The organism is Clavibacter nebraskensis NCPPB 2581, from assembly GCF_000355695.1.
Classification (GTDB): Bacteria; Actinomycetota; Actinomycetes; order Actinomycetales; family Microbacteriaceae; genus Clavibacter; species Clavibacter nebraskensis.
In genome coordinates, this window is the sequence record NC_020891.1 from 1145932 (window position 1) to 1166519 (window position 20588).

Genomic DNA, 20588 nt, shown 5'->3' on the forward strand with positions numbered 1-20588 from the left:
GGTCGCCCGTTGCCGGTGCCGGACGCTGTGCCATGCTGATCCGGGTGAGGAGCCACGAGTGACCCAGAAGCGCCGGCCGCCCACCACGCAGCGCATGATCGCCGAGCTCGCCGGCGTCAGCATCACGACCGTCTCCCGCGTGCTCAACTCCCGCGAGGAGCACCCCGGGCGGTGGGCCGGGCCCGAGACCGTCGCCGCCATCCTCGACATCGCCGAGCGCAGCGGCTACCGGCGGAATCCGCACGCCGCGAGCCTGCGCACCTCCCGCTCCGACCTCGTCGGCGTCCTCGTCCCGCGCCTCCAGGACTACGTGCTCGCCACCGTCTACGAGGGCATCGACGAGGCGGCCACCGAGCGCCGCATCTCCACCTTCGTCACGAACAGCCTCGACCGGCCGGACCTCCAGCGCGTCCGCACGCGCAGCATGCTCGACCGCCGGGTCGACGGCATGATCTTCGGCGACGCGCACCTCGACGACCCGCTGCTCGACGAGCTCGCGGAGGAGGGCGTGCCCTTCGTCCTCGTCTCGCGCCGCCGGGGTGACCACGTGGCCGTCACGTGCGACGACGTGACGGGCGGCCGGCTCGCGGCCGAGCACCTCATCGCGCAGGGGCGCACCCGGCCGGCCGTGCTCGCGGGCATGTCCTTCGCGTCCACCGCGGTCGACCGCACGCGCGGCTTCCTCGAGGCGTACGCCGAGGCCGGGATGCCCGTGCCGCCCGAGCGCGTGATCCAGCGGGGCTTCGACGCGGCGGCGGGCCGGGAGGCGACCGAGGCGGTGCTCCGCGACGGGCATGCGCCGGACGCGCTCTTCGCGACCAACGACTTCGCGGCGATCGGCGCGATGGGGGCGCTGCGCGACGCGGGCCTGTCCGTGCCCGACGACGTCGCGCTCGTCGGCTACAACGACACCGCGCTCGCGGCATCGGGATCCATCGGGCTCACGAGCGTGCGCTCGCCCGTGCACGAGATGGGCCGGCTCGCGCTGGAGACGCTCCTCGCGCTCGTCGACGGCCGGGACGCCGCCTCCCGGATGCTCGAGCCGACGCTCGTCGCGCGCGCGTCGACCGGGCGGCACCCGGCCTGAGCCCCGGCGTCGCGGGCCCGCGCACCGGGCCGGGCGGATCCGATGCCACGATGGACGCATGCGCCGCGACGTCTCCTCCATGCTCGAGCTGCAGGTATCCGGCGAGAGCGAGATGGCCTTCGCGGTCGCCGTCGCCCGGGGCGCGGAGATCGCGTCCGAGCACCTCGCCTTCGCCCTCGACGGCCGCGCGATCGAGGCGAGCGAGGTGGTCGACCGGCACGACACCCGGCTGCACGTGCTGACGACCGGCGCGGGCGTGCTGACGATGGAGTACCGCGCCACGGTCACGGGTCGCCGCGACCCCGCGCCCGTCGACGACGTCGACCTCTGGGTCTACCGCCGCCCGAGCCGCTACTGCGAGTCGGACACGCTGTTCCCCACGGCCCGCGGCGAGTTCCGCGGCCTCGACGGCCTGCCCCTCCTCGCCGCGGTGCGCGCGTTCGTCGCCGAGTCGCTCCGGTACGCGCCGGGATCGAGCCTCCCGACCGACGGCGCCGTCCGCACGCTGCTCGCCCGCCGGGGCGTGTGCCGCGACTACGCGCACCTCGTGATCGCGATGCTCCGCGCGCTCGACGTGCCGGCGCGCCTGGCCGCCGTCTACGCGCCGGGCCTCAGCCCGATGGACTTCCACGCGGTCGCCGAGGCGTGGGTCGACGGCGCGTGGCACGTCGTCGACGCGACCGGGCTCGCTCCGCGGCAGAGCCTGCTGCGGATCTCCACGGGTCGTGACGCCTCCGACACCGCGTTCCTCACGAACACGCGGAGCCTCGTGACCATCTCGCGCATGGAGGTCATGGCCACGGTCGACGAGCTGCCGGTCGACGACGTCGCCGCGGCCGTGCGCCTGGGCTGAGCCGCGGGATCAGTCGCCGACGGTCTTCAGCACGGCGTTGCCGAGGTCGGCGTGGTCGCCGGGCTCGTAGAACGACGCAGAGCGCATGACCACCATGTGCCGGGAGGAGTAGATGGTGGCGACGCCGACGGCGTCCTGCAGCTCGAAGTAGGCCTCGACGCCGGACGGGTAGCCGGCGATCGGGTCGGCCAGGAGGATGGCCGCGTCGCGCCGCGACTGGAGCTCCGCCGCGACGGGCTGGGCCACGTCGATCTCGACCGCGGTGCCGTCCGACGAGCGGAAGGCGCAGGCGATGCCCTGCATCGCGAGGACGTCGGCGCGCAGGCCGTCCGTCGAGGTGTCGGCCGGGAGCGCCTCGCTCGCGAAGCCGAGGCCGAACTCGGCGAGGTCGGGCAGGAGCTGCGCGCACGTGGTGCTGACCGGGGTGCCCTTCGGCGGCGCGGGTGTGGGGGAGGCGCTCGCCTGCGTGCCGGATCCGCCGCCCTGGGCCTGCCCGCCGCCGGCGCTCGCCGAGGGGCCGGGCGTCGCGGGCTGGAGCGGGGCGGGGTTCGAGCAGCCGCTGAGGAGCATGGCCACCGCGAGGCCGACGGCCGCCGTGGCGGGGAGGGAGCGGGCGATGCGGGGCCGGGTGGGCGCGGGGAGGCGGACGGGCATGGTGGTGGTCCTTCGGATCCGGGCGCGCCGCGGGGTGCGACGCTCGGCGCGCGGCATCGTGCCACGAGCGGGAGGCGGGATCGACACCTTACCGAGCCCGGGCGGTGCCCCGCTGGGACGTCCCGTCGCCCTGGGGGCCGCCTGCGCGGGCGCACGGGCCGGGCGGGTCGGGTCGCGCCCGCCGGTAGGATCGATCCCCATGACGACCCCTGACCTGACCGGCGCCCTGTTCGACATCGTGGCCCGGACGGCAGGACGACGACCGGGGGGCGACGCCCTCGCGCTCCGCCCCGACATGGTCGTGCTCGAGCGCCCGCGCAACCGCGACCACGGCGACTGGGCCACCAACATCGCCATGCGCATCGCGAAGCCGCTGGGTGAGAACCCGCGCACCATCGCGGCCGACATCGCCGAGGCGCTCGGCGAGCTGCCGCAGGTCGCGAAGGTCGACGTCGCGGGTCCCGGCTTCATCAACATCACGCTCGAGGCGGCCGCCGCGGGCGCCCTCGCGCGCACCATCGTGGACGCGGGCCCCGCCTACGGACGGGGCACGACGCTCGAGGGGATCCGCATCAACCTCGAGTTCGTCTCCGCGAACCCGACCGGCCCCATCCACCTGGGCGGCGTGCGCTGGGCCGCCGTCGGCGACAGCCTCGCGCGCATCCTCCAGGCCGAGGGCGCGGACGTCACGCGCGAGTACTACTTCAACGACCACGGGTCCCAGATCGACCGCTTCGCCCGCAGCCTCCTCGCGAGCCACCTCGGCGAGGACACCCCGGAGGACGGCTACGGCGGCGCGTACATCGGCGAGATCGCCGAGCGCGTGGTGGAGGGGTACGACGGCGACATCGACGCGCTCTCCCGCGACGAGCAGCAGGAGGTGTTCCGCGGCGCGGGCACCGAGCTCATGTTCGGCGAGATCAAGCAGAAGCTGCACGACTTCGGCGTGGACTTCGACGTGTTCTTCCACGAGGACTCGCTGCACGAGTCCGGCGCCGTGGACCGCGCCGTCGCGCGCCTCAAGGAGCTCGGCCACGTCTTCGAGGAGGACGGCGCCGTCTGGCTCCGCACCACGACCTTCGGCGACGACCGCGACCGGGTGGTCATCCGCTCGACCGGCGAGCCCGCCTACATCTCGGGCGACCTCGGCTACTACCTCGACAAGCGCGAGCGCGGCTTCGAGCAGAACATCATCATGCTGGGCGCCGACCACCACGGCTACGTCGGCCGCATGATGGCGATGGTCGAGGCGTTCGGCGACACCCCGGGCGTCAACCTGCAGATCCTCATCGGCCAGATGGTCAACCTGCTGCGCGACGGCGAGCCCGTGAAGATGAGCAAGCGCAACGGCACCATCGTCACGCTCGACGACCTCGTCGACGCCGTCGGGGTGGACGCGGGCCGCTACGCGCTCGTGCGCTCCTCCGCCGACCAGAACCTCGACATCGACCTCGCGGTGCTCGGCAAGCGCACCAACGACAACCCCGTCTTCTACGTGCAGTACGCGCACGCCCGCACGTGCGCGGTCGATCGCAACGCGGCAGCGTCGGGCGTCGACCGGAGCGCGTTCGCGCCGGAGCTGCTCACGCACCCGACCGAGTCGGCGCTGCTCGGCCTCCTGCAGGAGTTCCCGCGCATCGTCGCCCAGGCCGCGGAGCTGCGCGAGCCGCACCGGGTCGCCCGCTACATCGAGGAGCTCGCGGGCTCCTACCACCGCTGGTACGACAGCTGCCGGGTGGTGCCGCGCGGCGACGAGGAGGTCACCGACCTGCACCGCACGCGCCTCTGGCTGAACGACGCGGTGCGGCAGGTGGTCGCCAACGGACTCGACCTCGTGGGCGTCTCGGCCCCCGAGCGCATGTAGGGGAGCGGATCATGTCGGGGCGGTTCCAGGGCACGGAGGTCTTCGAGGCGCCCGACCGCCGCGACCCGCGGGAGGCGAAGCGGCGTCGTCGCGGACCGCGCGGCGGCACCGTGTTCATCTGGCTCCTCGTGCTCGCCGTGATCGGCGTCGGGCTCGCGTTCGGCCTGCGGATCATCGACCAGACCGTGCGCGGGGTCGCCCAGGACCAGGCCGAGAAGCAGATCGCCGACCAGCTGCCCGGCCAGATCACCGGGCGCGTGGACGTCTCGATCGAGGGCGACTGGGTCATCCCGCAGCTTATCCGCGGCACGCTGGACCGTGTCGTGCTCGACGGCCCGAACCTCCAGGCCGACGGCACGCCGTTCCGGGCGCACATCGTCGCGACCGACGTGCCCACCGACCAGGAGCGCACCGTGGGCGACGTGGTCGCCACCGTGTCGATGGACCAGGATCCCGCCAGCGCGCTGCTCGCGAAGACCGCCGGCACGCCGCCCGACCTGCGCTTCGGCGACGGCACGCTCGGCTACTCCGGGTCCACGCGGATCCTCGGCCTCACGCTCGGCTACACCGTGGCCGCGGAGCCCGTGCTCCGCGACGGCTCGACGGTCGTCATCACGCCCGCCGAGGTGGAGCTCCACGCGGGGTCGCTGAAGGTCGACCTCGCGCAGGCCATCCAGGGGATCCGCGACATCACGTACCCCGTGTGCGTCGCGCAGTACCTGCCCGCGGGCGTCCAGGTGCAGGACGTGACCATCGCGGAGGGGCGCGCGTCGATGACCGTGCAGTCGTCGTCGGTGAAGCTCACGCGCGACTCGCTCGGGGTCACCGGCAGCTGCGGCTAGCCGCTCCCGGCCGGGCCCCGACGGCCGTCGTCACATGGGCGGGGGCCCCGTCCCGCCTCGGTAGGATGGCTCGCACCGCCCCCTTCGGCTCCAGGGACCACACCGGGTCCGCTCGCCATCCCGCACGTCCGCCCCGCGTACGAACAGGTGATCTCCGTGACCGCGAACCCGCTGGCCCCGTCCTGGCTGCAGCTCCCCGACGACGCCAACGCGCTGGATCCGGCCGTCTGGTCACGCGGGGCCGCCCGCGGCGACGACGGCGCCCTCCGCATCGCCGGCGTCCCCGCCACGGAGCTCGCCGCGCGCTTCGGCACCCCGCTCTACGTGATGGACGAGGACGACGTCCGCGCCCGCGCCGCCGAGACGCTCGCGGCCTTCACGCGCGAGGCCGCCGCCGTCGGCACGAGCGCCCGCGTCTACTACGCGGGCAAGGCGTTCCTCAGCATCGAGGTCGCGCGCTGGATGGTCGAGGAGGGCCTCCACATCGACGTCTGCTCCGGCGGGGAGCTCGCCGTCGCGCTCGCGGCCGGCGCGGATCCCGCCCGCCTCGGCTTCCACGGCAACAACAAGTCGGTCGCCGAGATCGACCGCGCGGTCGGCGCGGGGATCGGCCAGATCGTCATCGACAGCCGGGTCGAGGTGGAGCGCGTCGCCGCCGCGGCCGCCGCGCACGGCCGCGTCCAGCCCGTGCGCCTCCGCGTGAATAGCGGCGTGCACGCCCACACGCACGAGTACCTCGCCACCGCGCGCGAGGACCAGAAGTTCGGGATCACGCTGGCGGACGCGCCCGGCCTCGTCGCGCGGATCCGGTCGCACGCGTCCCTCTCCTTCACGGGCCTGCACGCGCACATCGGCAGCCAGATCTTCGAGACCGACGCCTTCGTCGAGTCCGCCCGCCGGCTCCTCGACCTGCACGAGCGGCTGCTCGCCGACGGCCCCGTGCCCGAGCTCAACCTCGGCGGCGGCTTCGGCATCGCGTACACGTCGGTCGACCGGCCCGTGCCGGTGCCCGAGATCGCCCGGCGGCTCGCGCGCATCGTCGGCGACGAGTGCGGGCGCCGGGGGATCGCGGTGCCCGTCATCGCGGTCGAGCCCGGCCGCAGCATCGTGGGCCCCTCCACCGTCACCCTCTACTCGGTCGGCACCGTGAAGGACGTGCTCGTGACCGTCGGCGGCGTCGACGGCGAGGCCGCCGAGGCGGTGTCGGCGACGGGCGACGTCGAGGACCCGCGCGTCGCCGAGGAGGCCGAGACCGCCGTCCGCCGCTACGTGAGCGTCGACGGCGGCATGAGCGACAACGCGCGCCCCGCCCTCTACGGCGCCGACTACTCCGTGCGCCTCGCGGGCCGGGCCTCGGACGCGGATCCCGCCCTGGTGCGCATCGCCGGCAAGCACTGCGAGAGCGGCGACCTCGTCGTGCTCGCCGACTACCTGCCGGGCGACGTCCGCCCCGACGACCTCCTCGCCGTCCCCGCGACCGGCGCCTACTGCTGGGCGCTCGCGAGCAACTACAACTGGATCGGCCGCCCGCCCGTCGTCGCCGTGCGCGACGGCCGGGCGCGCGTCATCGTCCGCGGCGAGACCGTGACCGACCTGCTGGCGCGCGACGCGGGCACGCCCGCGGCCGCTGCCCCCGACGTGAACGGAGCACGATGATCGAGTACCGGAACCTGCGCGTCGCCCTGCTGGGCTGCGGCTCGGTCGGCACCCAGGTGGCGCGGCTCATGCGGGAGCACGGCGAGGAGCTGGCGCAGCGCGTGGGCGCCCGGCTCGAGCTCGTGGGCGTCGCGGTGCGCGACGCGGAGGCACCGCGTGACCCGACGGTGCCGCGGGAGCTGCTCACCACGGACGCCGAGTCGCTCATCCTCGGGGCCGACATCGTCATCGAGCTCATGGGCGGCATCGAGCCCGCGCGCACCCACATCCTCGCGGCCATCTCCTCGGGCGCGGACGTCGTGACGGCCAACAAGGCGCTGCTCGCGACGCACGGCCCCGAGTTCTTCGAGGCGGCGGAGCAGGTCGGCGCGCAGCTCTACTACGAGGCGGCGGTCGCAGGCGCGATCCCCATCATCCGGCCGCTCCGCGACAGCCTCGCGGGCGACCGGGTCGAGCGGATCCTCGGCATCGTCAACGGCACGACGAACTACATCCTCGACGAGATGGACGCCCACGGGCTCGGCTTCGACGAGGCCCTCGCGACCGCCACGGAGCTCGGCTACGCGGAGGCGGATCCCACGGCCGACATCGAGGGCCACGACGCCGCGCAGAAGGCCGCCATCCTCGCGAGCCTCGCCTTCCACACGCGCGTGCCCGTCGAGGCCGTGCACCGCGAGGGCATCACGGGCCTCTCGTCCGCGCAGTTCGACTCCGCCCGCAAGGCCGGCTACGTGATCAAGCTGCTCGCCATCTGCGAGCGCCTCACGGATCCCGCCACCGGCCGCGACGCCGTCTCCGCCCGCGTCTACCCGGCGCTCGTGCCGCGCGACCACCCGCTCGCCGCGGTGCACGGCGCGAACAACGCCGTGTTCGTCGAGGCCGAGGCCGCGGGCGACCTCATGTTCTACGGCGCGGGCGCCGGGGGAGTGCAGACCGCCTCCGCCGTCCTCGGCGACGTCGTCTCCGCCGCGCGCCGGCACGTCGTCGGCGGCCCCGGCGTCGCCGAGTCGACGCACGCCGACCTCGAGACGCTGCCCGTCGGCGCGATCACGACCCAGTACCAGATCACGCTGCAGGTGGCGGACGAGCCGGGCGTGCTCGCCCGCATCGCGCAGCTGTTCAGCGAGCACGGCGTCTCCGTGGAGACGCTCGAGCAGACCACGCACCAGGCCCCCGTGGCGGGAGGGGCGGGCGACCGGCCCACCGCTAGCCTGGTGATCGGCACGCACCGCGCCACCGACGCGGCCCTCCGGGCCACCGTCGACGCGGTCTCGAACCTCGACGCGGTGACGGCAGTCGCGAGCGTCCTCCGAGTAGAAGGAGCCTGATGGCCCACCAATGGCGCGGACTCCTCCGCGAATACGCCGACCGCCTCGACGTCACGGACGCCACCCCGATCATCACGCTCGGCGAGGGCGGCACGCCGCTCATCCCCGCGCCCGCCCTGTCGGCCCGGACGGGCGCGCAGGTCTGGGTCAAGTACGAGGGCATGAACCCCACGGGGTCCTTCAAGGACCGCGGCATGACCATGGCCATCTCGAAGGCCGTCGAGCACGGCGCGAAGGCCGTCATCTGCGCGTCGACCGGCAACACGTCGGCGTCGGCCGCGGCGTACGCGACGCACGCGGGCATCACGGCCGCCGTGCTCGTGCCCGAGGGCAAGATCGCGATGGGCAAGCTCAGCCAGGCCGTCGCCCACGACGCGCAGCTGCTCCAGGTGCGCGGCAACTTCGACGACTGCCTCGACATCGCGCGCGAGCTCAGCGCGAACTACCCCGTCCACCTCGTGAACTCCGTCAACAACGACCGCATCGAGGGCCAGAAGACGGGCGCGTTCGAGGTCGTCGAGGTGCTCGGCGACGCGCCCGACTTCCACCTCATCCCCGTCGGCAACGCCGGCAACTACACCGCGTACACGCGCGGCTACCGCGAGGACCTCGAGGCGGGCAACGCCACGAAGCTGCCGCGCATGTTCGGCTTCCAGGCCGCGGGCAGCGCGCCCATCGTCGACGGGGCCATCGTCAAGGACCCCGACACGATCGCCAGCGCGATCCGCATCGGCAACCCCGCCTCGTGGAAGCTCGCGCTCGAGGCGCAGCTGCTCACCGACGGCTACTTCGGCGCCATCTCGGACGCCAAGATCCTCGAGGCGCACCGCATCCTCTCCGCGGAGGTCGGCATCTTCGTCGAGCCCGCGTCGGCCATCAGCGTCGCCGGGCTCCTCGAGCGCGCCGAGGCCGGGCAGATCCCGAAGGGCGCGACGGTCGTCCTCACGGTCACGGGCCACGGCCTGAAGGACCCGCAGTGGGCGCTCCGCACCGCGGACGGCTCGGACGTCGCCCCCACGAGCGTGGGGATCGACATCGCCGAGATCGCGGGCGTGCTCGATCTGGTCGCGTCGTGACCGACGGTCCGATGCCCCGGGCGCTCCCGATCGGGCGACGCGTGCAGGTGCGCGTGCCCGCGACGAGCGCCAACCTCGGCCCCGGCTTCGACACGCTCGGCCTCGCGCTCGCGCTGTACGACGACCTCACGGTGACGGTGCGCGACGCGCCCGGCGCGACGGTCGACGTGCGCGGCGTCGGCGCGGGCGAGGTGCCGACCGACGCGACGAACCTCGTGGTCACGGCCATCGCCCACACCTTCGCCGCGTTCGACCAGCCGATGCCGGGCCTCGACCTCGTGGCGGAGAACCGGATCCCGCACGGCCGCGGCCTCGGCTCCTCGGGCGCCGCCATCGTCTCGGGGATCATGGCGGCCCAGGGCCTCCTCGCCGGCACGGTCGAGATCGACGCCGACGCGCTCCTCCGCCTCGCGACCGAGATGGAGGGCCACCCCGACAACGTCGCGCCCGCGCTCTTCGGCGGCCTCACCATCGCCTGGGTCGACGAGACCGGCCCGCAGCACAAGAAGCTCGCCGTGCACCGCGGCGTCTCGCCGCTGGTGCTCGTGCCCGTCGCGACCATGTCCACCGCGCTCGCCCGCAGCCTGCAGCCGGAGTCCGTGCCCCACGAGGACGCGATCTTCAACGTGTCGCGCTCGGCGCTGCTCATCGCGGCGCTCATCCAGAGCCCCGAGCTGCTGCTCGCCGCCACCGAGGACCGCCTGCACCAGGACTACCGCGCTGCCGCGATGCCCGAGACCAACGAGCTGGTCCACCTGCTGCGCGAGCGCGGCTACGCGGCCGTCGTGTCGGGCGCAGGTCCGTCGCTCCTCGTCCTCGGCAGCGACCCGGGCCAGCGCCTCACGGCCGCCGAGCTCGTCGCGGAGCGCAGCACGAACCCGTGGACCGCGCTCATGCTCGCGGTCGACGTCAAGGGCTCGACCGTCCAGGTCGTCGCCGAGGGATCCGCGCCCGCCGTCTAGCCGGATCGCGCGGGTCCCCGCACCCGGCGCGCCGTTCCCCCCGCGGGCGGGGCGCCGGGTGCTACGCTCTGTTCGACCCCGGAATCAACGGATCCACGCATGCGCGTCGGAGATCCGGTCCCGGTGGTCGTTCCTCACCACTCACCCGCTGTCGTCTCTGCAAGATCCCGTGCCTCCGTGCCCGACAGCAGCTCCGGACGGAATCAGACCGTCCGCCGCTTTCGCAGAGACACACGCGATCGGCTCTCCTCCGCACGGGCTTCGTCCCGCCGGACAGGGGAAAGGACCCACGCACATGACCGATGTCGACACCCGCGCCACCACCGCGGACCTGAGCGCGCTCCGCGTCTCCCAGCTCCAGGCGATCGCCTCCGAGCTCGGGATCCCGGGCGGCTCCAAGCTCCGGAAGGGCGAGCTCGTGACCGCGATCTCCGAGATCCAGGCAGCCCGGGGGCTCACCGTCCCCGCCGATGAGGCGGCCCCCGAGGCCGCCGCGCCCGCCGAGACCGGCGACGCGACCCCCGCCGCGAACGAGCAGGCCGACCGCCAGCGCGACGACCGCGACGCCGACGACCAGGGCGGACGCCGCGACGACCAGGGCCGCGAGGGCGGCCGCAACCGCAGCCGCAACCGCCGCAACCGCGACCGCGGTCGCGACCAGGACGACCAGCAGCAGAACGGCCGCGACCAGGGCCAGCGCGAGCAGGCCCCCCGCGAGCCCGACGCCGACGACGAGGCGCAGGAGGAGGCCCGCACCGGCCGCCAGCGCCAGAACGGCCGAGGCCAGGGCGACCGCACGCAGGACGTGCGCGCCGACCAGGCCCGCGCCGACCTCGGCCGCGACGACGACCGCGGCGGCCGCAGCCGGTACCGCGACCGCAAGCGCGGCCGCGGCCAGGGCGGCGACGACTTCGAGCCCGAGGTCACCGAGGACGACGTCCTCCTGCCCGTCGCGGGCATCCTCGACGTGCTCGACAACTACGCGTTCGTCCGCACCAGCGGCTACCTGCCCGGCACGAACGACGTGTACGTCTCGCTCGGCCAGGTCAAGAAGCACTCGCTGCGCAAGGGCGACGCCATCGTCGGCGCCATCCGCCAGCCGCGCGAGAACGAGAGCCAGAGCCGCCAGAAGTACAACGCGATCGTGAAGATCGACTCGGTCAACGGCCTGCCGCCCGAGGAGGCCGCGAACCGCGTCGAGTTCGGCAAGCTCACGCCGCTGTACCCGCAGGACCGCCTCAGCCTCGAGACCGAGCCGGCCAAGCTGACCACGCGGATCATCGACCTCGTGTCGCCGATCGGCAAGGGCCAGCGCGGCCTCATCGTCTCGCCGCCCAAGGCCGGCAAGACGCTCGTGCTCCAGGCCATCGCGAACGCCATCGCCACCAACAACCCCGAGGTCCACCTCATGGTCGTGCTGGTCGACGAGCGTCCCGAGGAGGTCACCGACATGCAGCGCACGGTGAAGGGCGAGGTCATCGCCTCGACCTTCGACCGTCCCGCCGAGGACCACACCACGGTCGCCGAGCTCGCCATCGAGCGCGCCAAGCGCCTCGTGGAGCTCGGCCACGACGTGGTCGTGCTGCTCGACTCCATCACCCGCCTCGGTCGCGCGTACAACCTCGCGGCGCCCGCGTCGGGCCGGATCCTCTCGGGCGGCGTCGACTCGTCGGCGCTCTACCCGCCGAAGCGCTTCTTCGGCGCCGCGCGCAACATCGAGCACGGCGGATCGCTCACGATCCTCGCCACGGCGCTCGTGGAGACCGGATCCAAGATGGACGAGGTCATCTTCGAGGAGTTCAAGGGCACCGGCAACATGGAGCTCCGCCTCTCCCGCGCCCTCGCCGACAAGCGGATCTTCCCCGCCGTCGACGTCAACGCCTCCGGCACGCGCCGCGAGGAGATGCTCATGGGCGCCGACGAGGTCAAGGTCACCTGGAAGCTGCGCCGCGCCCTTGCCGGGCTCGAGCAGCAGCAGGCCCTCGAGATCGTCCTCAGCCGCCTCAAGGAGACGAACTCCAACGTCGAGTTCCTCATGAAGGTCCAGGCCTCCATGCCCAACACCGGCAACGGCGTGTCCCACCAGAGCCACGGGCACGGCGCGCACGAGAAGGGCTGACGCGTGTTCGAGTCCGTCGTCCAGCTGCTGGAGGAGCACGAGGAGCTCCAGCAGCAGCTGGGCGACCCCGAGCTGCACGCCGACGCGTCGCGCTCGCGTAAGGTCAACCGTCGCTACGCGGAGCTGAGCCGGATCGTCGCCGCGCACGCGGAGTGGACCCAGCTCGGCGACGACCTGGCCGCCGCGCGCGAGCTGGCCGAGGAGGATGCGGCGTTCGCCGACGAGATCCCCGGCCTCGAGCAGGCGCTCGACCAGGCCCAGGAGAAGCTCCGGCGTCTCCTGATCCCGCGCGACCCCGACGACGCGCGCGACGTCATCATGGAGATCAAGATGGGGGAGGGCGGCGCCGAGAGCGCGCTGTTCGCCGCCGACCTGCTCCGGATGTACCTGCACTACGCCGAGTCGCGCCGCTGGAAGACCGAGGTCCTCAGCCAGACCCAGAGCGACCTCGGCGGGTACAAGGACGTCCAGGTCGCCATCAAGGGCACGTCCGACGACCCCGCGCTCGGCGTGTGGGCGCACCTCAAGTACGAGGGCGGCGTGCACCGCGTCCAGCGCGTGCCGGCCACCGAGTCGCAGGGGCGCATCCACACCTCGGCCGCGGGCGTGCTCGTGATCCCCGAGGTCGAGGAGGTCGAGGAGGTCGCCATCGACCCCAACGACCTCAAGATCGACGTGTACCGCTCGTCCGGCCCCGGCGGACAGTCGGTCAACACGACCGACTCCGCCGTCCGCATCACCCACCTGCCCACGGGCATCGTGGTCGCGATGCAGAACGAGAAGAGCCAGCTGCAGAACCGCGAGGCCGGGATGCGCGTGCTGCGCGCCCGCGTGCTCGCGAAGCAGCAGGAGGAGATCGACGCGGAGGCCTCGGCCGTGCGCCGCAGCCAGATCCGCACGATGGACCGGTCCGAGCGCATCCGCACGTACAACTTCCCGGAGAACCGCATCGCGGACCACCGCACGGGATACAAGGCGTACAACCTCGACGCCGTGATGGACGGCGCCCTCGACCCGGTCGTGGAGTCGTGCATCCAGGCCGACGAGGAGGCGCGTCTCGACGCGCTCGGGACGGACGCGTGACGCCGCCGCGCGTCCCGCTCGCCCGTGGCTGACGGGGAGGGCGTCCCGGTCGCCGTGGACGCCCTCCGCATGCGGGTCGCCCAGGCGCTCGCGGCCGCTGGGATCGAGGATCCCGCGGTCGACGCGGAGCTACTCGTGGGCCACGTCCTCGGGCTCTCGCGCGGGCAGGTGCAGTCGCGCGCGATCACGCGTGCTGCCATCGACGCCGGGGACGCCGCGCGCGTCCTCGAGCTGACCGCCCGCCGCGCCCGCCGCGAGCCGCTGCAGCACATCACGGGCGTCGCGCACTTCCGCTCGCTCGAGCTCCTCGTCGGCCCCGGGGTGTTCGTGCCGCGGCCCGAGACGGAGCACGTGGCGCAGCTCGCCATCGACGCGCTCTCCGCCGCGCCCGGGGACGCGCCCGTCGCGGTCGACCTCGGCACGGGATCCGGCGCCCTCGCGCTCGCGCTCGCGACCGACGTGCCGCACGCCCGCGTGCACGCGATCGAGGTGTCGCCGGCCGCGCACGCCTGGACGGCCCGCAACGTGGAGCGCCTCGCGCCCCGCGTCGACCTCGTGCTCGGCGACCTCGCCGACGCGTTCCCCGAGCTCGACGGCACGGTCTCGGTCGTCGTCTCGAACCCGCCCTACATCCCGGTCGACGCCGTGCCGCGCGACCCCGAGGTGCGGCTGCACGATCCCGCGCTCGCGCTCTACGGCGGCGCCGACGGCCTCGACGTCGTGCGGCTCGTCTCGACGACCGCGCGGCGGCTGCTCCACGCGGGCGGCGCGCTCGTGATCGAGCACGGCGAGCTGCAGGGCGACGCGATCCGCGCCCTGCTCGACGCGGACGGCTGGCGCGCGACCGCGACGCACGAGGACCTCACCCGCCGCGACCGCGCGACGACCGCGCTGCGCTGACGCGGATCCGCGCGGTCCCGCGCGTCTGGCGCCGTGGCTCAGCCCGCGTGCGCGTGCGCCTGCGCCCGGATGAACGCCTCGACCGCCGGCAGCAGGTCCCCGTCGCCGCGCACGTGGTGCCCGGTGATGCCGAGCGAGCGCGCCGACGCGACGTTGTCCGCCCGGTCGTCCGCGAAGAACGTCCGCTCTGCCGGGTGCCCGTACGCGGCGAGCACCCCGCGGAACACGGCCGGATCGGGCTTCCGCGCCCCGTACCCGCTCGACGTCCGCAGGTGCTCGACGCCGAACAGCGGCACCAGCTCCGGCGCGAGCTCCGGGAGGTGTCGGGCGGCGAGCGCGTTGTTGTTCGTCAGCAGCGTGATCCGCCCGGCCTCGCGCGCCCGCGCCACGGCCTCCAACGCCTGCGGCCGGACGACCATGGACGCGCGGCGGCGCCGCACCCACTCGTCCTCGTCCATCTCGACGCCCACCGCGGCGCAGAACGCGGGGAGGTAGGAGTCGGCGTCAAAGCGGTCGGCCTCGGCGGCCCACTCGCCCTCGTCGTTGTACCAGCGGCGGCGGAGCTCCGGCAGGTCGTGCCCGGTCGCGGCGGTGATGCGGTCGGCGGGCCCCCGCCAGTCGTGGTCGTACAGCACGTCGTCCATGTCGAACACGAACAGGAGCGCGTCGGGCGCGGGGGAGGAGGGCGCGGAGGTCATCACGCCCAGTATGCGGGCGCGGGCGCCACGCGGATCCTCCCCTCAGGGCCGACGGCGTCCGCTCGGCTACGATGAGCGACGACATGGCGCGCATCTACGACTGCTCAGTCGACACCGACCTCCTCACCGGCATGAGACTCGCCCGACAGGCGGTGGGCCGCGGCGAGGTCGTCGTCATCCCCACGGACACCGTCTACGGCATCGCCGCCGACGCCTTCAACCCCGACGCCGTCCAGCGCCTGCTCGACGCGAAGGGTCGGGGTCGCGACGCGCCGCCGCCCGTGCTCATCCCCGGGCAGTCCACGCTCGACGCCCTCGCCGACTTCGTGCCCGACGTCGTCCGCCGCCTGGTGGACGAGTTCTGGCCGGGCGGCCTCACCGTGATCCTCGTGGCGCAGCCCTCCCTCGTCTGGGACCTCGGCGAGACCCGCGGCACCGTGGCGCTCCGCATGCCCGCCAACTCCTACGCGCTCGAGCTCCTCGCGGAGACCGGCCCGCTCGCCGTCTCGTCCGCGAACAAGACGGGTCAGCCCGCCGCCGCGACCGCTCAGGAGGCCGTCGACCAGCTCGGCGACTCCGTCGACGTCTTCCTCGACGGCGGCGCCGCCGGGGGAGCCGCCTCCACCATCGTCGACGCCTCGCGCGTCACCGAGGCCGGCGGCCGTGTCCGCATCGTGCGCGAGGGTGCCATCACGCGCGCGCAGATCCAGCAGCTCATCGGCGACGAGCTCGAGCCCGTCGTCGCCGCGCCCGCGGAGCCGGAGGAGCGGACCGTCCCCGACGAGCCCGAGGCCCCGCGCGGCACGGCGAGCGGCGCCGAGCGCGTCGACGGATCCGCGGATCCGGCCGCCGCGACCCCGGCCGCCGACGCGACGGCTCCCGAGACGACGACCGACGCCGGCCCGACCTACCCCGAGTTCGTCGAGCCGGCCGACCCCGCGCCCGCCGACCCGGCCGCGACCGAGCCCCCCGCGGATCCGCCCGCGCACCCCCGGTGACCTACTACGCCGCCATGGCGGTCGTGTCGGCGGTCATCACCCTCGTCCTGTCGATGGTCGTCATGAAGCTCGGCTACCGCTACCGGCTCTACCCCGCCATCCGCGCGCGCGACGTGCACACGCGGCCCACGCCCCGGCTCGGCGGCGTGGCCATGTTCGCGGGCATCCTCGTCGCGTTCGCCGTGGCGTCGCAGGTGTCGTGGTTCAGCCTCGTCTTCGACCAGCCGGGCCCCGTGTTCGCGATCCTCGGCGCCGCGCTCATGATCGTGGTCATCGGTGTCCTCGACGACATCTACGACCTCGACTGGATGATCAAGCTCGCCGGCCAGATCCTCGCCGCCGGCCTCCTCGCCTGGCAGGGCGTCGCCATCTCGTCCCTCCCCATCGGCGGCCTCACGGTCGGCTCCTCGCAGATGTCGATCATGCTGACGATCTTCGCGATCGTCCTCGTCATGAACGCCGTCAACTTCATCGACGGGCTCGACGGCCTGGTGGCGGGCGTCGCGATCATCGCGAACGGCGCCTTCTTCCTCTACAGCTTCCTGCTCTCGGACACCGCCACCGGCCAGACCGAGCGCTTCAACCTCGCGTCCCTCATCAGCGCGATCCTCATCGGCGCGTGCCTCGGCTTCCTCCCGTTCAACTGGCACCCTGCGAAGCTGTTCATGGGCGACGCGGGCGCGCTGCTCGTCGGCCTCCTCATGGCCACGAGCGCCATCGCCGTCACGGGTGAGATCGACCCGAACCCGGAGACCTTCGGCCGCTCGCAGCTGCTGCCCGCGTTCCTGCCCATCCTCCTGCCCTTCGCGATTCTCATCGTCCCGCTGCTCGACTTCGCCCTCGCGGTCTTCCGGCGGCTGAAGGCGGGCAAGTCGCCCTTCAGCGCCGACCGCAAGCACCTGCACCACCGCCTGCTCGACATGGGCCACTCGCGCCTGCACGCGACGCTGATCTTCTACGCGTGGACGGGCGTCGTGTCCGTCGGCTGCCTGCTGATGTTCGTCGTGCAGCCCTATGCGTGGGGCGTCGCCTTCATCGCGGTCGGCATGGTCGCGTGCGCCGTCGTCACGCTCGCCCCGCTCAGCCGCCGCAAGCGCCTCGAGGCCGCCGCGCAGCTCGTCCCTGCCGACGCCGAGTCCGAGGACGCCGCCGCCTACGACCCGCTCGACGAGGCCGCGATCGACCGGCCGCTCGCGGGCCTCACCGAGTCCGAGCTCGAGGCCGTGGAGCGCGAGCACGCCGAGCTCGCCACGGGATCCATCGCGACCCGCCCCACCGACGCCCCGCACCTGGGGACAGCCAAGGAGACGACATGACCGACAGCCCGAGCGCCCCCGCCCCGGCGGACCGCCCCGCGAAGAAGGACGTCTTCACGCGCATCCTCATCGCGGGAGCGCTGCTCGCCCTGGCCATCGCGGTCGTCGGCGGCATCGTCGGCTTCGCGGTCGACGGCGGCCGCGGCCTCCTCAGCGCCGTCATCGGCAGCGCCATGGCCCTCGTCTTCCTCGGGCTCACGGCGGGCAGCATCCTCTTCGCCAACCGCTTCCAGTCCTCGCCGATCTACCCGACCCTGTTCTTCTCGGTCGTGCTCGGCGCGTGGCTCCTCAAGTTCGTGGTGTTCCTCGCGGTCGCGATGGTGCTCAAGGAGCAGCCGTGGATCAACCTGGTCGTGCTCTTCGTGACGGTGATCGTCGGCGTCGTGGGCGCCCTCGTGATGGACATGATCGTGATCACCAGGGCCCGCGTCGGCTACGTCAGCGACGCGCAGCTCCCCGGCCGCTAGCCGAGCGCGGTCGACCCGTCAGCAGGGGGACGCGATTAGTCAGGGCACCCTCATTGTTGATAGTCTCTCTCGAGACGATTCCCGTCGGGCCGTGCCCAGATCCACCTCACGCCGGCGTCTTCTCACCCCATCCGTTCGTCGCCGCGAGAGCTCGCGCTCCACGCCCCGAAACAGGAGATAGCGCTGTTAGCCACCGCTGCACCCAGCATCATCACCCTCGCCGCTGAAGACTCGGGTGAGGGGTTCCACGCTCCCACGCTCGAGGAGTTCTTCCCGCCGATCGCCTTCTTCGAGGGCACGGGCTTCGACCTCAACCGCATCATGCTCATCAGGCTCCTGGTGATGGCGGTCCTCGTGGTCCTCTTCATCGTGGGTACGCGGAAGCTCGCCCTGGTGCCGGGCCGCGGCCAGAACCTCGTCGAGATGGGCGTCGACTTCGTGCGCGTCAACATCGCGGAGGACATCCTCGGCAAGAAGGACGGTCGTCGGTTCCTGCCGATCCTCATGACCATCTTCTTCCTGGTCCTCGGCATGAACCTGACGGGCGTCGTCCCCTTCCTCAACATCGCCGGCACCTCGGTCATCGGACTCCCGCTCCTGCTGGCGCTCGTGGCTTACGTCACGTTCATCTACGCGGGCATCAAGGACCGGGGGGTGATGTTCTTCAAGAACACGCTGTTCCCCGCCGGTGCGCCGAAGCCGGTCTACCTGCTCCTCACGCCCATCGAGTTCCTCTCGACGTTCATCATCCGTCCGGTCGCGCTCACGCTCCGACTCCTGATGAACATGCTCGTCGGGCACCTCCTGCTGGTGCTCTGCTTCTCCGCGACGTGGTTCTTCCTCTTCGAGGCCCAGGGCGCGCTCAAGATCCTCGGCGCCGGCACCCTCGTCCTCGGGTTCGCGTTCACGCTCTTCGAGCTGCTCGTCGCCGTCCTGCAGGCCTACATCTTCGCCCTCCTCACCGCCGTCTACATCCAGATGGCCGTGGCGGAGGAGCACTAAGCGATCTCGTCGACCAACGAGATCACCCAACCGGAAGGAAACCCCAGTGGACCCCATCATTCTCGCCGAGATCAACGGCAACATCGCGACCGTCGGCTACGGCCTCGCAGCGATCGGCCCCGGCATCGGTGTCGGCATCGTCGCGGGCAAGACCGTCGAGGCCATGGCCCGCCAGCCCGAGATGGCCGGCAGCCTCCGCACCACGATGTTCCTCGGCATCGCGTTCTCCGAGGCGCTCGCGCTCATCGGCCTCGCGACCTACTTCATCTTCACCAACTAGGGGAGTCACACATGCTCACGCCCCACAACGTGATGGCGGCAGGTGAAGAAGCGCCGAGCATCCTCCTACCCGCGGTCTACGACATCGTGTGGTCGGCGGTCGTGTTCGTCGTCCTCCTGGTCGTCATCTGGAAGTACGCGCTCCCGCGCGTCTACGCCATGCTCGACGGTCGCACCGAGGCCATCGCCGGCGGCATCGAGAAGGCCGAGCGCGCGCAGGCGGAAGCCGACGCCGCGAAGGCCGAGCTCACCGCGCAGCTCGCCGAGGCACGCGCCGAGGCCGGCCGCATCCGCGAGCAGGCCCGCGTCGACGCCACGGCGATCGCCGCGGAGATCAAGGAGCAGGCCACGGCCGACGCCGCCCGGATCACCGCGAGCGCGCAGCAGCAGATCGAGGCCGAGCGCCAGCAGGCGGTCGTCGCGCTCCGCTCCGAGGTCGGATCGCTCGCGATCGACCTCGCATCGGGCGTCATCGGCCAGAGCCTCACGGACGACCATCGCTCCACCGCGCTCGTCGACCGGTTCCTCGCCGACCTGGAGGCCAGCGAGACCGCCGGCAGGACGGGATCCGCCAGCTGATGGGCAGTGCATCGCGCGCATCGCTGGACGCGGCCCGCCGCGTACTCGCGGAGCTCGGGGGCGTCGACCTGTCGACGGCCGGTCAGCTCCTCGGAGCCGGCCGCGCCATCGGCGGATCCACGCACCTGCTCTCCGCGCTGGCGGACACCGGCATCGCGCCGGAGGTCAAGCACGGCATCGTGGACCGGGTCTTCGGCGCCACCGTGCAGGAGCCGGCGCTCCGCGTCCTCCGCGCGGTCGTCGACGGCCGCTGGTCGTCGCACGACGAGCTGCTGGCGGGCATCGAGGAGCTCGGCATCCGCGCCGTGGCGATCTCGGCGCCCGAGGGCACGCCCGTCGAGTCCGAGCTGTTCACCTTCGGCCGGGCCGTGTCCACCGACGACGGCCTGGAGCTGGCGTTCGGCGACAAGCTGGGCGATCCCGCGGCGAAGTCCACGCTCGTCCACCGTCTCCTCGACGGCCGGGCGTCGGACCAGACCGTCGTGATCGTCGAGCAGCTCGTGCAGCAGCCCCGCGGCCGCCGCATCGGGGAGCTCGTCCGTCACGCCGCCACCCTCGTGGCCGACCAGGCGGGCCTCACCATCGCCACGGTCAGCGTCGCCTCGCCCCTGTCGCCCGAGCAGTCGGAGCGCCTCGCGCAGGCACTGAGCCGTCGGTACTCCCGGCGGGTCGAGCTGAACCAGGTCGTGGACCGCGACCTCGTCGGCGGCCTCCGCGTCCAGATCGGCGACGACGTCATCGACGGCAGCGTCGCCACCAGGATCAACGATTTGAGACTCCAGTTCGCCTGACCGGCGGGCGTCACCTCGGAGGACGCAAGGCTTC

General features: G+C 73.0%; 20 protein-coding genes. 18 read left to right on the forward strand and 2 right to left on the reverse strand.

What is annotated here, in order from left to right; all coding sequences use genetic code 11:
• Nucleotides 1-58: 58 nt before the first annotated feature.
• Entirely contained in the window at nt 59-1087 is a 1029-nt protein-coding gene (locus CMN_RS05460; protein WP_015489848.1) for a LacI family DNA-binding transcriptional regulator, read from the forward strand.
• 58 nt (nt 1088-1145) lie between these two features.
• Nucleotides 1146-1940, forward strand: a complete 795-nt coding sequence (locus CMN_RS05465) for a transglutaminase-like domain-containing protein (protein WP_015489849.1) — start codon at nt 1146-1148, stop codon at nt 1938-1940.
• A 9-nt stretch (nt 1941-1949) separates the two neighbouring features.
• Here CMN_RS05465 and CMN_RS05470 read toward each other — a convergent pair whose 3' ends face one another.
• Complete coding sequence (locus CMN_RS05470; protein WP_015489850.1) at nt 1950-2594, reverse strand: hypothetical protein; 645 nt, start codon at nt 2592-2594, stop codon at nt 1950-1952.
• Nucleotides 2595-2793: 199 nt separating this feature from the next.
• Between CMN_RS05470 and argS the strand changes: the two genes are divergently transcribed.
• From argS to prmC, 9 genes are all read left to right on the forward strand, one after another.
• Nucleotides 2794-4458 (forward strand): arginine--tRNA ligase, encoded by a 1665-nt coding sequence (gene argS, locus CMN_RS05475; RefSeq protein ID WP_015489851.1) that lies wholly within the window; start codon nt 2794-2796, stop codon nt 4456-4458.
• Nucleotides 4459-4469: 11 nt separating this feature from the next.
• Nucleotides 4470-5300, forward strand: coding sequence for an LmeA family phospholipid-binding protein (locus CMN_RS05480; protein WP_015489852.1), 831 nt, complete (start codon nt 4470-4472; stop codon nt 5298-5300).
• Nucleotides 5301-5456: 156 nt separating this feature from the next.
• On the forward strand, nt 5457-6956 hold the full coding sequence (locus CMN_RS05485) for a diaminopimelate decarboxylase family protein (RefSeq protein WP_015489853.1): 1500 nt from the start codon (nt 5457-5459) through the stop codon (nt 6954-6956).
• Nucleotides 6953-8284 carry a homoserine dehydrogenase gene (locus CMN_RS05490; RefSeq protein WP_015489854.1) on the forward strand — a complete coding sequence of 444 codons (1332 nt, stop codon included), beginning with the start codon at nt 6953-6955 and terminating at the stop codon, nt 8282-8284. Before CMN_RS05485 ends, CMN_RS05490 begins: the two co-directional genes overlap by 4 nt.
• Complete coding sequence (thrC, locus tag CMN_RS05495) at nt 8284-9360, forward strand: threonine synthase (protein ID WP_015489855.1); 1077 nt, start codon at nt 8284-8286, stop codon at nt 9358-9360. Before CMN_RS05490 ends, thrC begins: the two co-directional genes overlap by 1 nt.
• An 11-nt stretch (nt 9361-9371) precedes the next feature.
• The gene (thrB, locus tag CMN_RS05500) at nt 9372-10322 is read left to right on the forward strand and encodes a homoserine kinase (RefSeq protein WP_015489856.1); all 951 of its coding nucleotides are present in this window, start codon (nt 9372-9374) and stop codon (nt 10320-10322) included.
• A gap of 295 nt (nt 10323-10617) precedes the next feature.
• Complete coding sequence (gene rho / locus CMN_RS05505) at nt 10618-12441, forward strand: transcription termination factor Rho (protein WP_015489857.1); 1824 nt, start codon at nt 10618-10620, stop codon at nt 12439-12441.
• A gap of 3 nt (nt 12442-12444) precedes the next feature.
• Complete coding sequence (gene prfA, locus CMN_RS05510) at nt 12445-13524, forward strand: peptide chain release factor 1 (RefSeq protein WP_015489858.1); 1080 nt, start codon at nt 12445-12447, stop codon at nt 13522-13524.
• A 24-nt stretch (nt 13525-13548) separates the two neighbouring features.
• Entirely contained in the window at nt 13549-14424 is an 876-nt protein-coding gene (gene prmC, locus CMN_RS05515; protein ID WP_015489859.1) for a peptide chain release factor N(5)-glutamine methyltransferase, read from the forward strand.
• A gap of 38 nt (nt 14425-14462) precedes the next feature.
• On the opposite strand, the gene CMN_RS05520 is transcribed toward prmC, so the two are convergent.
• Nucleotides 14463-15122 carry an HAD-IA family hydrolase gene (locus tag CMN_RS05520; protein WP_015489860.1) on the reverse strand — a complete coding sequence of 220 codons (660 nt, stop codon included), beginning with the start codon at nt 15120-15122 and terminating at the stop codon, nt 14463-14465.
• 83 nt (nt 15123-15205) lie between these two features.
• Here CMN_RS05520 and CMN_RS05525 point away from each other — a divergent pair, with 83 nt between their 5' ends.
• From CMN_RS05525 to CMN_RS05555, 7 genes are all read left to right on the forward strand, one after another.
• Complete coding sequence (locus tag CMN_RS05525) at nt 15206-16120, forward strand: L-threonylcarbamoyladenylate synthase (RefSeq protein ID WP_015489861.1); 915 nt, start codon at nt 15206-15208, stop codon at nt 16118-16120.
• Complete coding sequence (locus tag CMN_RS05530) at nt 16117-17436, forward strand: MraY family glycosyltransferase (RefSeq protein WP_015489862.1); 1320 nt, start codon at nt 16117-16119, stop codon at nt 17434-17436. The genes CMN_RS05525 and CMN_RS05530 overlap by 4 nt, the downstream gene beginning before the upstream one ends.
• Nucleotides 17433-17903, forward strand: coding sequence for a Cg1360 family ATP-synthase-associated protein (locus tag CMN_RS05535; protein WP_015489863.1), 471 nt, complete (start codon nt 17433-17435; stop codon nt 17901-17903). Before CMN_RS05530 ends, CMN_RS05535 begins: the two co-directional genes overlap by 4 nt.
• Before the next feature lie 177 nt (nt 17904-18080).
• Nucleotides 18081-18905, forward strand: a complete 825-nt coding sequence (atpB, locus tag CMN_RS05540; RefSeq protein ID WP_479914517.1) for a F0F1 ATP synthase subunit A — start codon at nt 18081-18083, stop codon at nt 18903-18905.
• A gap of 46 nt (nt 18906-18951) precedes the next feature.
• The gene (locus CMN_RS05545) at nt 18952-19185 is read left to right on the forward strand and encodes an ATP synthase F0 subunit C (RefSeq protein ID WP_012037850.1); all 234 of its coding nucleotides are present in this window, start codon (nt 18952-18954) and stop codon (nt 19183-19185) included.
• An 11-nt stretch (nt 19186-19196) separates the two neighbouring features.
• A complete protein-coding gene (locus CMN_RS05550; protein ID WP_015489865.1) occupies nt 19197-19763 on the forward strand; it encodes a F0F1 ATP synthase subunit B in 567 nt (188 codons plus the stop codon).
• Nucleotides 19763-20554: a F0F1 ATP synthase subunit delta gene (locus CMN_RS05555; protein WP_015489866.1), complete on the forward strand. Its 792-nt coding sequence runs from the start codon at nt 19763-19765 to the stop codon at nt 20552-20554. Before CMN_RS05550 ends, CMN_RS05555 begins: the two co-directional genes overlap by 1 nt.
• The last annotated feature ends 34 nt before the right edge of the window (nt 20555-20588 follow it).

What these genes read in the sequence shown, in the direction of transcription:
- CMN_RS05465 (WP_015489849.1), top strand. Translation starts at nt 1,146, where the DNA reads ATGCGCCGCGACGTCTCCTCCATGCTCGAGCTGCAGGTATCCGGCGAG.
- CMN_RS05470 (WP_015489850.1), bottom strand. Translation starts at nt 2,594, where the DNA reads ATGCCCGTCCGCCTCCCCGCGCCCACCCGGCCCCGCATCGCCCGCTCC.
- argS (WP_015489851.1), top strand. Translation starts at nt 2,794, where the DNA reads ATGACGACCCCTGACCTGACCGGCGCCCTGTTCGACATCGTGGCCCGG.
- CMN_RS05480 (WP_015489852.1), top strand. Translation starts at nt 4,470, where the DNA reads ATGTCGGGGCGGTTCCAGGGCACGGAGGTCTTCGAGGCGCCCGACCGC.
- CMN_RS05490 (WP_015489854.1), top strand. Translation starts at nt 6,953, where the DNA reads ATGATCGAGTACCGGAACCTGCGCGTCGCCCTGCTGGGCTGCGGCTCG.
- thrC (WP_015489855.1), top strand. Translation starts at nt 8,284, where the DNA reads ATGGCCCACCAATGGCGCGGACTCCTCCGCGAATACGCCGACCGCCTC.
- thrB (WP_015489856.1), top strand. Translation starts at nt 9,372, where the DNA reads ATGCCCCGGGCGCTCCCGATCGGGCGACGCGTGCAGGTGCGCGTGCCC.
- rho (WP_015489857.1), top strand. Translation starts at nt 10,618, where the DNA reads ATGACCGATGTCGACACCCGCGCCACCACCGCGGACCTGAGCGCGCTC.
- CMN_RS05520 (WP_015489860.1), bottom strand. Translation starts at nt 15,122, where the DNA reads ATGACCTCCGCGCCCTCCTCCCCCGCGCCCGACGCGCTCCTGTTCGTG.
- CMN_RS05525 (WP_015489861.1), top strand. Translation starts at nt 15,206, where the DNA reads ATGGCGCGCATCTACGACTGCTCAGTCGACACCGACCTCCTCACCGGC.
- CMN_RS05535 (WP_015489863.1), top strand. Translation starts at nt 17,433, where the DNA reads ATGACCGACAGCCCGAGCGCCCCCGCCCCGGCGGACCGCCCCGCGAAG.
- CMN_RS05550 (WP_015489865.1), top strand. Translation starts at nt 19,197, where the DNA reads ATGCTCACGCCCCACAACGTGATGGCGGCAGGTGAAGAAGCGCCGAGC.
- CMN_RS05555 (WP_015489866.1), top strand. Translation starts at nt 19,763, where the DNA reads ATGGGCAGTGCATCGCGCGCATCGCTGGACGCGGCCCGCCGCGTACTC.